This is a genomic window from Paenibacillus sp. FSL L8-0435 (assembly GCF_037965655.1).
In the GTDB taxonomy this organism is placed as follows: domain Bacteria; phylum Bacillota; class Bacilli; order Paenibacillales; family Paenibacillaceae; genus Paenibacillus.
In genome coordinates, this window is the sequence record NZ_CP150185.1 from 2,540,790 (window position 1) to 2,555,091 (window position 14,302).

The window sequence follows — 14,302 nt, forward strand, 5'->3', positions numbered from 1 at the left end:
AAAAATATTTTAACGTTGAGGAGTGAAAAGGGATGAGCGATAACACAGCAGTTGGCAAGCAAGGTATGGGTGAGTTAATACGAATCAGACCGTACATGCAATTTATGCTTAGTAAAGTTGTATCCAGATTTGGTGATTCGATTGACTCGATTGCTTACAGTTGGATGGTGTACATTCTAACCGGTTCGAAAGTGCTGATGGGTACGTTGCTGGCGGTGAATTTTTTGCCCAATATCCTTCTGGGTCTGTTCGCCGGGGCTTTGGTTGATCGCATGTCTCCCAAAAAAGTGATTGTGATTACGAATACCGGTCGCGGGTTGTTGGTGGGGATTACAGCTCTGCTGTTTGGATTGGGCCAACTTGAAGTCTGGCATCTGTTTGTTATTACAATTCTGAATTCTTTGCTGGAATGCTTCACTAGTCCTGCGGAAGTGTCCAGTGTCCCCCGATTGCTTCCCCAATCGATGCTGCTTTCGGGTAATGCCATGTCCTCTTCCGCAACCAGAGTGGCCGAACTCGCAGGACTTGCAGTGGCGGGTGCCCTTATTGCTACAATAGGCATTGCCTGGACGATCTTGATTGATGCGGGGTTGTTTGCGCTAAGTGCTTTGATTATGAGCCGAGTAGGCTACCCTGAAGCCTTAACATCTGTTAACAATGAAGATAAAACATCAATTGAAATAAATTCTCTTCCATCCGACAAAAGTAGTATATTCTCCGAAATGGCGGAAGCTTTTCATTTTCTCCGTAAACATGCCTTATTGTTAATTGTCTCCATCCTGTTTGCCTTCGTTAATTTCTGCCTGATGCCGTTTAATGTTCTCCGTATACCCTATGTCATTGAAACGCTGCATGCTGGCGCTGGGGGATTAAGTCTGCTTAGTGGGCTGATGGTGGGAGGCATGCTGCTCAGTGGTGTATGGTTGACACAAAGGGGAGCGAATTATCGTAAAAGTGTGCTGGTCATCAGCGGTATTGTCATGTTGGGTCTCAGTTATGCGATGACGGCACTACCCGCTTATATGACTTCCTTCCAACTGCCGGTTGCAGCGGCCTTTTGTCTACTGATGGGTATGGGGATTCCGCTGGCTACAACACCGCTGGCCACCTATCTTATGGAAGTTACCCCTTCGGAGATGCTGGGCAGAGTGTATGCCCTTCAGGGTATGCTCGTCTTGAGTGTTTCACCCCTTGGGAGTCTGGCTTCGGGAGCACTTGCAGATTGGATGACCATGCCTGTTCTGTTTATCGTTTCTGGTATTATGCTTGCCATGTCCGCAGGTATGCTGTTATTTAGCAAAAGTTTTCGAAGTGCTCTGTGAAGATATTCAGAAGTGATCCTTAGCCGATTTTCTGTATCAAGTCATTTCTGGCTCGTTTTGACCGAAGTCCTGACGCAGCGGTATAATAGAGACATCGATGGACAACAGGTACCCCGGAAATGAGGATACAGGGATGGAGCACAAGGTTCTTTCAACAATTGAAGAAATTAAAATCTACTCCGATCCGTATCGGATTCAGATTATGAATATGTTTAACAAGCAGGGCAGACCATCCACTGTCAAAGAGATCGCCGACCAGATGGGTGAGGTGCCAGCCAAAGTTCACTATCATGTAAAAAAGCTGGAGAAAATCGGTCTGCTGACCATCGTTTCCACACGTGAGATTAATGGGATTATCGCAAAATACTACGAACCATTCACCGGAGAGATCCATCTCCGTCACGAAGATGAAGATAAGGAAAACTCTCCATTGAAACAGGTGTTTCGATCCGAGACGCTCAAATTATTAAATGAGATGTTCGAACAAAGTCGTCAGCGATTCATGCATCAGGCGGAAAACGAAGATCGGATGTTTCTCTCGGACATCACGCTGTATGCAACCCGTGAGGAAGTAGAGCAGTTGTATAAAAACATCATAAAACTCTGTGAACCCTATACTACAAAAGAGAATCGACAAGGGGAACAGGAGGTTTTTCAGTTATTCTCTGCTCTCTCCAAACCTATAGTGAAAATACCTGCTTCTAAGACAAATGCAAAAGAGAAAAAGAATGCTACGTCTGATAAGGACAAAGCAACTCCGAAAACGTCTCGATCTGTGTCTAAGCGACAGGAATCTGCATCATCTGGTAGTGAGTCGGAAGAATAAACGGATGGAATACATGGGTTCAGCCTTATCGCTGGAAGCAAGTAACCGCAAACGTGAGAGGCTGCTTTGGAGAAAACTAGAAAAAGCCGCCCAATGGCGGCTTTTTAATGCGTGATAAGGAAGGCTAATGGTGGAGCAGCCTATGGAATCAATTAATTTTGATGCCTACCGTTTCAGTTCATAACGAAGTTACATGTTCTCATCGTAGCCCTTCACATCACGTTTGGCTGCGGTTGCGGGGGAGTTGGATGTGCCATATTCTTCAACTGCTTCCCAGGCATCTGCGTTGTCGAACTTGCCCGCTCGCTGCTGTCTTCCTTCTCCAGCACCACTTGGAGGCATGGTCATCACTTCTTCTTCAACGGGCCGATCGTTGCTGATCTCCCGATTAGGTGTGTCGTCAATACAGTAAGCGGTATAAGGGATAGCCTCAAGTCGTTCGAAAGGAATATCTTCTCCGCACGTTACACAGGTTCCGTATGTACCTTGTTCCATACGTTCCAATGCGTCGTTCACTTGATTGAATTCGTCTGTTAATGTATCGTCAATCGCCAGATCACGGCTGCGTTCAAATGTTTCTGTACCGGCATCTGCCGGATGATTATCGTAGGAGGACAGCTCACCGGTTGAATCTTTCAGCGACTCGACTGGAGCACCGTCTTCCATGCTGGATTCAAAATGACGCTGCAAGTTTTCACGTTGCTCCAAAAGGGCGTTTTTCAGTATTTGATGTTGATCTTTAGTTAATGTACTCATAAGGACATGCTCCTTTCCCGTTGTGGGGTGTAGTGTGTCTTTACCCGAATTGGAAGAAAAGCAATCATTTTCGTGAGGAATAGGGCTGTATCGTTTTATATCTGACGGATTATGTGTTATAAAAAATAGAGAGAGAAATTGCCGTGTGTTCTTCCCAGGAAATAGAACTACGGCTTGGCTTATAATGGAGGTTGTCAATATGGATGAACATATGAAACGAAGATTGGATAAACAAAGACAATTGTTCAAACAATTGGGTGTGCAGCTAGATGCGTTATCGATACATGAAAAACAATTTAATTATAAACTTCGTGGTTATGATCCGGATGAGGTAGATGCTTATCTTGATCTGGTCATCAAAGATTACGAACGTTTCTATGCCAATATTGCAGATCTAATGGACAAATGGCAAGAACAGCAGTTAACGATCCGCGATCTCAAGTCGTCCGCGAAACCGGTGGAAGATCCAACCAAGATTGATCGCAAACAGCTGGATGATATTGTGAAACAACTGGAATACAGTGTGCGACAGCTCAAGATCAGAGCACGTCCCGAAAAGGATCTGTTCTCTGAATAAGGTCGGCATGTCCTGGATTATATTAAATAAAGGTGGTTAATCATGAGTACTCATTTTTCGGTCAGTGTGCATTGTTTGTTGTTATTGTCACTCAGCGCGCCTGAACGAATCACGTCTGCACATATTGCAGGTAGCGTGAATACCAACCCTGTCGTCGTCAGACGTATTCTGGGCGGGCTGAAAAAGGCAGGATTAGTGAACTCCTCTCCTGGAACAAGAGGTTTCTACTTAGCGAAGCCATCAAGTGAAATCACATTAGCCATGATCTATCAGGCTGCCAAGGACGAAGGTCCATTGTTCCCGATTCACGGCAATTGTAACCCGGATTGTGAAGTGGGCTTGCATATAGACAGCTTGCTGACCAATCTGTATCAGGTTGCCGAGGCGAAGGTGGAGCAGTTCTTTGCATCCATTACACTCGAAGATATGGAACGTTCCTGTACTCAGATGCAAGCTGTTCCATCACAGACAGAGTAGATTGCAACAAGACGAAGGAAAGGTGGGTTGTTATATGAAAATTGTAGTCATCTCTGACACGCATTGTTCACGTAAATCACGGAAGTTACCGACTAGGCTCCTGGATGTATTGCCGAGTGCAGATCTCATTCTTCATGCCGGTGACTGGTCGGATTGGAGTGTATACCCATTGCTTAGTGAGTATGCACCAGTTGAAGGTGTAGCGGGTAATACGGACCCGTCCGAAATCGCTGAAAAACTGGGATATTCCCGTATTGTTGAAGTGGAAGGGCTTCGTCTGGGTCTTGTGCACGGTCATCTGGGATCAAAGGGTACGGAGCAGAATGCGATTCATACCTTTGCAGGCCAGCATGTGGATGCTGTAATCTACGGACACTCACACATCCCGGTGATGCATACCGTCGATAACACGCTGGTATTTAATCCGGGGTCGCCTACGGATCGGCGTTTTCAGAAACAATACTCATTTGGCATCATGACAATAGATCAGGGGAAAATACAGGCTGAACATGTATTCTTTGATCGGGATTAGAGAGATAATGCGCGGGTTGCAAGTTGGACGAGTACAAGAACCAGAACCAGCTACTGAAGTGGCGACTGGATAACTGATAGGGAACCTTTTCCTTAAATTTCATCTTATATATATGATTATTGTACAAGGCATCTTTGAGCAGAATTCAAATCTGTTCCAGGGATGTCTTTTTTGATTTTTGATCACATCATTCTCTTGGAAGTTATCTCTGAATGGGGAATGTGCTCTGTTCGTTATCTGTCATTCATCTGTTGGCGTTTTTCCCTATGGTGACGTTCAGTGGAGTGATACAATGCCTTTACGACATGAAATGAATACGTTTACATAAGGAGATGGATCATGATGAAACTGTCTGTATTCACGGTGGCTACCCCTGAACTGAATGCAGAAGAATTGGCATCGGCTGCGGCAGCAGCAGGGATTGATGGAATTGAGTGGAGATTCCGTGGAATTCCTGAAGATGCTATGTCTGAAGAGCCTTCTTACTGGAGAAATAATCGATGTTCTGTAGATCCGAGTCGCTGGGAGGAACAGGTTCCTGTTTTTCGTGAAGCAGCGTTAGGGCAAGGTAGGAAATCCATTGCACTTGTGCCGTATCTGAACTGTGGAGATCTGTCTGCCACTGAGCAGGCGTTTCAGGCTGCTGCTGGTTTAGGAGCTTCAATGATGCGTGTGGGTGTTCCTGGATATGATCGCAAGACCAGTTATCCTGAGTTGTATCGTAAAGCTGTTGATTACCTGAGTGAAGTACAGGATATGGCCAAACAGTACAACATCAAGGCGATTGTAGAGACACATCATCAGACGATAGCACCGACGGCATCGCTGGCCTATCGGCTTGTGCAATCACTCGACCCGCAGCATGTGGGTGTATTGTACGATCCAGGCAATATGGTACATGAAGGATATGAGAATCATCGTATGGGACTTGAGTTGCTGGGGCCTTATCTGGCTCATGTACATGTAAAAAATGCCGGGTGGTTTGAAGCAGAAGGGAAAGATTCGCAAAAGGCTAATGTGACTGAGAAAAGCAGCAGAGTGGCTCTGAATACAGCCTGGAAATGTCAGTGGACACCGCTGACTAAAGGCATGGTCGATTGGGTACAGATGGTGCGAGATCTTCGTGCCGTTGGGTATGACGGTTACTACGGAATTGAGGACTTTAGTGGTGCCTTGGAATCCAAGGCGATGTTACAGCATTTTGCAGACGTTTTCGCCGAAATCGAGCGTCGTGTGGACGAGGAGGAGCAGTCATGAGTATCGTACGAGTAGCGGTGATTGGCATTGGAAACATGGGAGCAGCACATGCCAGAACGTTGGTGGCTGGAGAAGTACCCGGTGCAGAGCTGGTCGCCGTATGTGATGTAAGAAGAGAGATGGAGAGCTGGGTATCCAGTCATCTTCCGGCAACGGTAACCTATTGGCAGGATGCAGAGCAGATGATGGCTTCGGGTACGATTGATGCAGTCATTATTGCAACGCCGCACTATGATCATCCGGAACAGGCCATTCAGGCGTTCCAGCATGGCTTGCATGTCATGATTGAGAAGCCAGCAGGTGTGTATACAAAACAGGTACGCAAGATGAATGAAGCGGCCGCAGCCAGCGGTAAAGTCTTTTCCATGATGTACAACCAGCGGACCAACCCACTCTATATTAAACTGAGAGACTTGATTGCTTCAGGGGAACTGGGAGAGGTACGGCGTACCAACTGGATTATTACGAACTGGTATCGATCCCAAAGTTACTATGATTCCGGCGGCTGGCGGGCAACATGGGCAGGTGAAGGGGGCGGTGTACTGATTAACCAAGACCCCCATCAACTGGATCTGTGGCAGTGGACCATCGGCATGATGCCGGTACGAATGCGTGCTTTCTGTTCGTTTGGCAAGTATCGGAACATTGAAGTGGAAGATGATGTAACGGCTTATGTGGAGTATGAAAATGGAGCAACAGGTGTCTTTGTAACGACCACTGGCGAAGCACCGGGTACCAATCGATTCGAGGTCAACGGAGACCGAGGTAAAATCGTGATCGAAGATGGAAAACTTACGTTCTGGCGACTTCGGGAATCTGAGCCTGAATTCAATCAGCGGTTTACCGGAGGTTTTGGACAGCCAGAATGCTGGAAATGTGAAATCCCGATTACAGGTGTGGAAACGGGTCACCCGGGTCTGATTCGTAACTGGGTTGATGCGATTCTTACAGGCGCACCACTTATTGCTCCCGGTGAGGATGGTATACACGGATTGACGTTATCCAACGCTATGCTGCTGTCTACCTGGACGGATAACTGGGTCGATCTGCCGATCGATGAGGATCTGTTCTACGAGCATCTGCAGGAACGCATTGCTGGTTCAACGACGAAGAAAGACAAGGCATTCAGTGGCAGTCAACCTGCTGATTTGAGTCAGACGTTTAAATGAAGATGATATATAAGACGAGTTCATTGTAATCAACATTTTATAATAAGGATGGGATGACATGGCTAAAGATGGGATGTTTTATGCACCAAAAAGCGTTACAAAAGAGGTCGTATGTGGTCCGGGTGAGTTCACGATTGCTGCTGTTGCGCTGGATCATGGACACATCTACGGCATGGTTGGGGCATTGTTGGAGGCTGGAGCTACTCTCAAGTGGGTGTATGATCCGGACCCGGCGAAGGTGGAGGCATTTCGGAAGCAGTTCCCACAGGCTCAAGTCGCTGGATCTGAAGCGGAGGTGCTTGCAGACGATGAGGTGTTATTGGTGGCAAGTGCAGCGATCCCTTCAGATCGTGCGCCGCTTGGCATGAGAGTATTGGCCGCAGGCAAGGATTATTTTACAGACAAAGCCCCATTTACCACGCTGGAGCAATTAAAGCTTGCACGAGAAGAAGTGAAGCGAACGGGCAAAAAGTATATGGTGTATTACAGTGAACGACTGCATGTAGAAAGTGCGATCTATGCGGGGCAGCTCATCGAACAAGGGGCAATCGGCAAAGTAGTGCAAGTTATGGGTACAGGCCCGCATCGCCTGAATGCTGGAGGAAGACCCGACTGGTTCTTCAAGCATGAGCAGTATGGCGGTATTCTCTGTGATATCGGGAGTCACCAGATCGAACAATTTCTGACGTTTGCATCATGTACGGACGCTGAGGTAGGGTTCAGTCGTGTGCATAACTTCAATCACCCACAGTTCCCGGAACTGGAGGACTTCGGCGAAGCTTCTCTGATTGGTGATAACGGAGCTTCCGGTTACTTCCGAGTGGACTGGTTCACACCGGATGGTCTGGGCACATGGGGTGATGGGCGTACAGTTATTCTGGGAACGGACGGTTATATCGAGCTGCGGAAGTATATCGATGTAGCGAGAGAACCGGAAGGAGATCAGGTCTATCTGGTAAACCATGAAGGCGAGTTTCGCTACAGCGTGAAGGGCAAGGTCGGTTATCCGTTCTTTGGTCAACTGATTCGCGATTGTCTGGATCGCACCGAGACAGCCATGACACAAGAACATGCATTCAAAGCGGCAGAACTCTGCCTGATTGCACAACATAAAGCGATGAGCGAACGCGTGGTGTGGAGTAGCGGAGCGAAGTAAATGTTTTAGGTGAAGGGGAGCAAAGGTTGATTACTGAAGGTTATGAGTAAAGTTGAGCGAAGAAAGAGCAGCCCAAATGTAAAACTGCATCCAACAGGTTAGTCTTTTCTAACAAATGGAGCAGTTCGCACTGGGGCTGCTTTTTTTGAGTATGTTCGTGACTTCGCAGATGGATTAATATGGGTTATATTATATGTAGTTCGGATATTGTTTGATAAGAGAGATATTTACGAAGTTCGTAGATATGATGTTATGAGAAATCAAATTAAAGGGGAAACCAAGAGTGGGAAAAAAACTAACTATATTTCTTGTGGATGGGTCAGAAACAGGGCCTAGAACAATTGAAATCGGTAATTGGTCAGGTAAGGCTTTATATTCACAGCGTTCTTCTTTGCCTAAAATCATAGAGCGACCCGAATTTAATAGACCAGGAGTCTACATTCTAAAATCTTTACCTAACAACGAAAACTATAATGAACGCATATACATAGGTGAAGCAGAGAATCTTAAAAAGAGATTAAAGCAACACTTAGCGGATTCAGATAAGGATTTTATCGAAATTGTAGCCTTTATAAGCAAGGATGGAATGCTTACTAAATCTCATATCAAGTATTTAGAATCTCGAATTATTTCTTTATCTAAGGATGCGAAAACAGCCGAAATTGATAATGCTGTACAGCCTGAGTTAACAACTCTCCCTGAAGCTGATATTTCAGATATGGAATACTTTTTAGAGCAGATGAAGTTGATTTTTCCAGTAGTTAATTTTATGTTCTTGGTTCCTTCTACCCTTAAACAATCAAATGATAATGTAATTTCATCACCTCCGGTTAGTAGTGATATCATATACACGCTAAAAAGCAAAAGAGCTTCTGCTAAATTGATAGAAACTGAAAAAGGCTATGTAGTTCTATCTGGATCTCAAAGCTGTAAACAGACGTCAAGTTCAATTTCCGAGGGATGGATCAAGCAGAGAAACAAATTGATAGAAACTGGAGTTCTGATTGATGGCGGGGAATTTTATATATTTAATGAGAATGCGATTTTCTCCAGTATCAGTGCAGCGACTGCTGTAGTATTAGGCCGTCAAGCAGCAGGCCCTGTAGAGTGGATAGATGTTAACGGAAGAACGTTTAAGCAAAATCAAGAAAAGAAATTTGAAAGTGAAAGCAATGAAGAGTAATTTGACATCTCATAACATAATATTCTAGCAGCGGCTCCTGATGGAGCCTAGCTCTGCGGGAAGGATATCGAAGAGGGATTTCAGCAGACAACCACTGCTACGGTTACCCCTTGGTCAAAATGATGTTTTTGGCAGGGGAGTTGATTTATGTGACAACTTGCTGCGTAAGTTTGTGAACACAAAAAAGTTAGCAAAAATCAGGGGAATGCTTAATTAAAAGATTGATAACTATTAGTTAAGGACGGGGATTAAAATGAGTAGCTTGTTACTAACCTCTTGTGGTTTTTATACTGAAGATATTAAAAATCAATTTCTGGATTTTATTGATGGAGATATTTCTCAATTAAAAGTCTCAATTATTACAACAGCATCCCCTAGAAAAGAAACTAATAGATATGCACAAAGTGCGATGCAAGAGTTTAAGGACATGGGATTTCAACATATCAATTTTGTAGATATTGAATTTGATGACCCGCAAATTCTCTTACATAGAGATGTTATATATATCAATGGTGGAAATCCATTTACTTTATTGTATTACGCTAAGAAAAGTGGTGCTGATAAAATTATTAAAACACTGGCCGCACAGAATGTAATTATAGTTGGAGTAAGTGCTGGAACGTTATTACTGGGGCCGAATATTAACATTGTCGATTTCTTTACTCCACAGATGAACACAATGGATTTAACGGATTTTAAGGCATTAGGTGTAACCGACAAGCTTATTTTCCCTCACTATGACAGAGAGGACGTATTTAAAGATAGTTCTAATAAAACAATTGAAGAGAGAATATTAGAATTTGAATGCAATGAGAAATGTAAGGTGACAAGGCTTAAAGATGAAGAATATATCTCAATCTTAATGAACCAAGCACATTGAAAGTCGTAAATTCATTGAAAGTAGCTCGAAGAAGCCCCTAAAATCTTGCCAACACCGTATTCACACTGCGGGGCTAAGCCCCTTGGTCTGTCAGTGGGGTTTCGAGGAAGTAGTATCCAGTAGACAACTCCTGTGAGGCTAAGTCTTCGACCTAGTCGCTCCTTTAAGTCTCTCGGGTTCGTGAATACAACAACGGTAAATAAAATAACGAAGTAGTTTATATTGGGAGTTGATTCATTGAAGTATTCAACTGTAGTTCTTGACTTGGACGGAACATTATTAAATTCAAAAAAAGAAGTATCTAAGAGAAACGCAGATGTGGTCTTATCTTGTTATCAGAAAGGAATAAGAATAATATTTGCAACAGCTCGACCGCCGAGGGCGGTTAATTGGTTGCTTCCACAAGGATTAGTAGATATCGGGGCTTTTGTATATTACAACGGAGCTCAAGTGATATGTAAGGAAACCAAGATAGAAATTAATGAATCAATCCCTGCTAATGTAACTACAGAAATTCTTGATTACTGTTTGAAGTGTGGCCCTCAAGTTGAGTTGACTATGGAAGTGAAGGATGAGTGGTTTAGTTTAAGAGAGCTTGATTATATTAGCTCAATGAACACACAATCAAACCCCATAGTAAAACCCTTAAAAGAATTAAAGCAATATGATGCTACGAAGATACTTCTGACTGGCAATAATCACAATCCTGGATTGTTTGAAAAATTCGAGGGTAGAGTGAATATACTAATTACGGATAATAATAAATTAGTACAAATCATGCCTCTTCTGGCATCTAAGGAAATGGCAATTACTAAACTCTGTGAATTATATAATGTAGAATGGGATTCCGTTATTGTATTTGGTGATGATCATAATGATGTAGGCCTCTTTAAGATGGCGGGATATTCTATTGCTATGGGAAATGCGATTAGGGAATTGAAGGAAATCGCTGATGAAATAACCGTTAATAATGATGAAAACGGTGTTGCTGTAAGTCTAGAAAGATTTTGTGGGTAACTCAAGGTTACTTTATCTCACAGTACATTCATACACCGTCGCACTTGCTCCTCGGTCGCCAAGAAGGATATCGGAGAAGTTGATTAAGGCGACACATTCAATCAGCTAAGTCTATTGACTCGTTCCCTACGGTAAGCTGCTTGAACGTCAGGAATACAACAACGTTAGCCGAAACAAGTTCTTATTTTAGGAGGAGTCTATATGATATTAGAAAAAGTTATAAATAGAATTACAATACAAAGTGAATATAAGGATTTGGTTGATAAGTATATAGATCATATACTTAACGAATTTAAAGGTAAGATTCATAGCATTTATATGTGTGGCTCGATTCCAAAAGGAACAGCTCAACCTTTTAAGTCAGATGCAGACTTTACTATTGTATGTGCAAATCCCGAAGATATTGATTACGAAAGATTGTCAATGATTAAAGACAGGCTTTTGGAAGAATATCCATTCGTTACTAAGATGGATACGATCATTTGCTCGATTGATGATGTATTAAGTAGACCGAATGATTGGGGTTTTTGGATTAAGATCATTTGTGTTTGTATACATGGGGAGGACATTGGTGAAAAAGTACCCCCGATCAACATTTCTCAAGAATTCATTTTAGACTTAAATACAGATACCAAGGAGGAAGTAGATCGTGTACATCGATCACTTTCTAATGTTAGTGATCACGCAATGAAAACTAGATATATTAAAGGTTACTCTAAGAGATTAATTCGTGCATTATACTCTTTGGTTTTAGAAGATACAGGGGTATGGGAAGATGAAATCATTAAGATGAAGAATGCCATATTAAACTATTGTGAGATTAACTCCGCTTTAGTTGAGTATCTGTATGCTTGTTACTTGGATAGCGATGTATCTGCTGAACAGTTTCTGGAAATCGCAGATGAAGTATATCGCTATTTTGAGAACGCTTTAAATACAATGGCTGCTTCTAGAAATTCATTTGGCTAACAATATATTGAAGAGTTTTAGAATGTAATTCAATGATGCCGGCAACAGCGGATAACATTGTTTTCACCCATCGTACTCCAATACTGTCCTTCGGTCACCAGAAGGTAAGGAACCAGGAAGCGGTGTCAGGCGATCACCCCTGCACTGGCAAAGTGGCGGAGCCACTCGGCCTACCTACCTTAAGCCATTGAGGCGTCGTGAATGCACGAACGTTATGCGAAAGGCCGAAGAACGTATAAACCATGAAAATTTAAAGGATGAAAGAAATGAGTAAGAAGACATATCTTGTGAATATAGCTTATCTAATTGACTTAACTGACGAAGAATATAAAGAAATCGATGGGGATTTGACTCCTGTACTAGAAAATGAAATTACAATAAGGAGAGATTTGAAATTACATTGGGAGAGCAGTTCCTCTGTATATCTCGATCCAGAAGCAATGAATTGCGGAAGATGCGCAAAATGTAATTCATGGGCAACTGATAGAGAAAAGCCAAATCATATTGATGAACTCAATAACGGAGCTGTTGTTGAAGGGCAATTACTTTGTGATGAGTGTTTGCCAGAGGAGCATAGATGGGCCTTCTAAAAATGGATAATGGTTAGTAATTCGCAGAAGTCTGATCCATCTCACTCTTCGAGTCATTCGGAGCTCGGTCCGGCCAAAGTAAGATGAGGATTCGGAGAAGTATTTGGTAGCTGCAGGGAAGTGGAATCAGCTGTACACATCCGCACCGACTAAGCGCATCACGCCCAGCGACTTCGTCTCTTAAAGTCGGTGGGACGTCGTGAATACAAGAACATTAGCAAAAACCTCTGTTAAGAACTGTGTTAAAGAACAGAATCAAATACAAAAATTTTCAGACTTGCGTCATCGTAATTCAAAGACAGTTTATACAGAGGAGTGGGGATTCATGATTAGAAAATCGGAGGAATTTTTAAAGATAATGTTAAATTTCTTCCCTTCCACTAGTACTGATTATAAAAAATCAATTGAGAATCACGGTATGGTATTAGAAACTGTCATAATTGAGGGAATATTCATGCCGGAGATTATTAAGTTATTAAGCGAGAATAGAAATAACAAGCTTCTAGAAAGTATTTTTGATTATTTTGAAGAAGTATCTAATTGCAAAGATGATTACTTAATTGATAGCATTTTTTCAGTTACGGTATCGGAAATATTGGGTAACGACGAAAAGATTCTTAGGGCTGCACAAGAGTATATGGGACCTAAAACCATGCAACTTCAATTAGAGGCTGATAGAGGATTAGGTAGGATTAGATAGAAGCTGATTAACGTGGCGGGACATCGTGGATATAAGAACGGTTATCCAATACTACCAATCAAAACAACAAGCATAGGAGCAATATTATGACAATTATTTTCAAAGAAATAAAAGACATTGATACACAGGCAATTCAAGAACTGTTTCATTCGGTGGACTGGAAATCAGGAGATTTCCCAGAAGATCTTAGACAAGCAATAAATAACTCGCATACGGTTATTACTGCATGGGATGATAACAAATTAGTTGGTTTAATAAATGCATTGTCTGACGGCGTGATGACAGTATATTTTCATTACATGTTAGTACACAAAGAATATCAATCATTAGGAATTGGAAAGAGAATGATGGAACAAATGCTTAGTCGATATTCTAATATCAAGACAAAAGTGCTTATATCTTATGATAGTGCAGAAAAATTCTATGGATTATTTGGATTTAAGCCAGAAGAAGGAACTAAAGCCATGTTTATTTCAGATATGGTATAGCATTGAAGTAAAGATTCCGATCAGATGAGAATTGATTATAGATGAATTTGTTTTTGAGAAGGTCCTATATAAAGCTTGAATTCGGATATGAAGGGATACCAGATGATAAGTTATAAACCATTTCAAAAATTATTGATTGACAGGGAGATTAAGAAGCAGGATTTATTGAAAATGACGGGGATTTCATCGGCAACGATGGCAAAACTTAATACGAATGAGTATGTATCGTTAGAAGTAATCGATAAATTATGTACGGCATTGGGATGCCAGCCTGGAGATCTATTGGAGCATATAGCAGATCAATGATGGGATGATAACATCTGCTGGTTACTCAAAGTTGAGATTCCGTCGTATGACATAAAGCAACGGCTCCTAACGGAGCCTAGGTCTGCTAAGTGGATTT

Annotated in this window: 17 protein-coding genes; 16 read left to right on the top strand and 1 reads right to left on the bottom strand. The window is 42.5% G+C overall.

Translation table 11 applies throughout. The annotated features are described in order from the left end of the window. The first annotated feature begins 32 nt into the window (after window positions 1-32). Window positions 33-1,322, top strand: coding sequence for an MFS transporter (locus tag NST33_RS11620; protein WP_221825168.1), 1,290 nt, complete (start codon window positions 33-35; stop codon window positions 1,320-1,322). Between the two features lie 133 nt (window positions 1,323-1,455). Further along, on the top strand, window positions 1,456-2,148 hold the full coding sequence (locus NST33_RS11625) for a helix-turn-helix domain-containing protein (protein ID WP_221825167.1): 693 nt from the start codon (window positions 1,456-1,458) through the stop codon (window positions 2,146-2,148). Window positions 2,149-2,337: 189 nt separating this feature from the next. Here NST33_RS11625 and NST33_RS11630 read toward each other — a convergent pair whose 3' ends face one another. Further along, window positions 2,338-2,904 (bottom strand): TraR/DksA C4-type zinc finger protein, encoded by a 567-nt coding sequence (locus NST33_RS11630; RefSeq protein ID WP_036609176.1) that lies wholly within the window; start codon window positions 2,902-2,904, stop codon window positions 2,338-2,340. Between the two features lie 199 nt (window positions 2,905-3,103). On the opposite strand from NST33_RS11630, the gene NST33_RS11635 reads away from it, so the two are divergent. The 14 genes from NST33_RS11635 to NST33_RS11700 all read left to right on the top strand — a co-directional run bounded on the left by NST33_RS11635 (window position 3,104) and on the right by NST33_RS11700 (window position 14,205). Then, entirely contained in the window at window positions 3,104-3,481 is a 378-nt protein-coding gene (locus NST33_RS11635) for a DivIVA domain-containing protein (RefSeq protein WP_017689054.1), read from the top strand. Between the two features lie 42 nt (window positions 3,482-3,523). Continuing rightward, window positions 3,524-3,958, top strand: coding sequence for an Rrf2 family transcriptional regulator (locus NST33_RS11640; protein ID WP_017689053.1), 435 nt, complete (start codon window positions 3,524-3,526; stop codon window positions 3,956-3,958). Between the two features lie 34 nt (window positions 3,959-3,992). Next, window positions 3,993-4,490, top strand: a complete 498-nt coding sequence (locus NST33_RS11645) for a metallophosphoesterase (RefSeq protein ID WP_221825166.1) — start codon at window positions 3,993-3,995, stop codon at window positions 4,488-4,490. A gap of 342 nt (window positions 4,491-4,832) precedes the next feature. Further along, window positions 4,833-5,747, top strand: coding sequence for a sugar phosphate isomerase/epimerase family protein (locus NST33_RS11650; protein ID WP_339308672.1), 915 nt, complete (start codon window positions 4,833-4,835; stop codon window positions 5,745-5,747). Further along, window positions 5,744-6,916 (top strand): Gfo/Idh/MocA family oxidoreductase, encoded by a 1,173-nt coding sequence (locus NST33_RS11655; RefSeq protein ID WP_221825164.1) that lies wholly within the window; start codon window positions 5,744-5,746, stop codon window positions 6,914-6,916. Before NST33_RS11650 ends, NST33_RS11655 begins: the two co-directional genes overlap by 4 nt. Window positions 6,917-6,974: 58 nt before the next feature. Then, complete coding sequence (locus NST33_RS11660; RefSeq protein ID WP_221825162.1) at window positions 6,975-8,072, top strand: Gfo/Idh/MocA family oxidoreductase; 1,098 nt, start codon at window positions 6,975-6,977, stop codon at window positions 8,070-8,072. Between the two features lie 283 nt (window positions 8,073-8,355). Then, on the top strand, window positions 8,356-9,255 hold the full coding sequence (locus tag NST33_RS11665; protein WP_221825160.1) for a GIY-YIG nuclease family protein: 900 nt from the start codon (window positions 8,356-8,358) through the stop codon (window positions 9,253-9,255). A gap of 253 nt (window positions 9,256-9,508) precedes the next feature. Further along, window positions 9,509-10,135 carry a Type 1 glutamine amidotransferase-like domain-containing protein gene (locus tag NST33_RS11670; RefSeq protein ID WP_221825157.1) on the top strand — a complete coding sequence of 209 codons (627 nt, stop codon included), beginning with the start codon at window positions 9,509-9,511 and terminating at the stop codon, window positions 10,133-10,135. 237 nt (window positions 10,136-10,372) lie between these two features. After that, on the top strand, window positions 10,373-11,152 hold the full coding sequence (locus NST33_RS11675) for a Cof-type HAD-IIB family hydrolase (RefSeq protein ID WP_221825154.1): 780 nt from the start codon (window positions 10,373-10,375) through the stop codon (window positions 11,150-11,152). A 201-nt stretch (window positions 11,153-11,353) separates the two neighbouring features. Continuing rightward, complete coding sequence (locus tag NST33_RS11680; protein WP_221825152.1) at window positions 11,354-12,121, top strand: nucleotidyltransferase domain-containing protein; 768 nt, start codon at window positions 11,354-11,356, stop codon at window positions 12,119-12,121. Between the two features lie 266 nt (window positions 12,122-12,387). Next, a complete protein-coding gene (locus tag NST33_RS11685; protein WP_221825150.1) occupies window positions 12,388-12,711 on the top strand; it encodes a hypothetical protein in 324 nt (107 codons plus the stop codon). Window positions 12,712-12,910: 199 nt separating this feature from the next. Next, window positions 12,911-13,411 carry a resolvase gene (locus tag NST33_RS11690; protein ID WP_260633028.1) on the top strand — a complete coding sequence of 167 codons (501 nt, stop codon included), beginning with the start codon at window positions 12,911-12,913 and terminating at the stop codon, window positions 13,409-13,411. Between the two features lie 86 nt (window positions 13,412-13,497). Continuing rightward, complete coding sequence (locus tag NST33_RS11695) at window positions 13,498-13,899, top strand: GNAT family N-acetyltransferase (protein ID WP_076249971.1); 402 nt, start codon at window positions 13,498-13,500, stop codon at window positions 13,897-13,899. Between the two features lie 102 nt (window positions 13,900-14,001). After that, window positions 14,002-14,205: a helix-turn-helix transcriptional regulator gene (locus NST33_RS11700; RefSeq protein WP_079346583.1), complete on the top strand. Its 204-nt coding sequence runs from the start codon at window positions 14,002-14,004 to the stop codon at window positions 14,203-14,205. The last annotated feature ends 97 nt before the right edge of the window (window positions 14,206-14,302 follow it).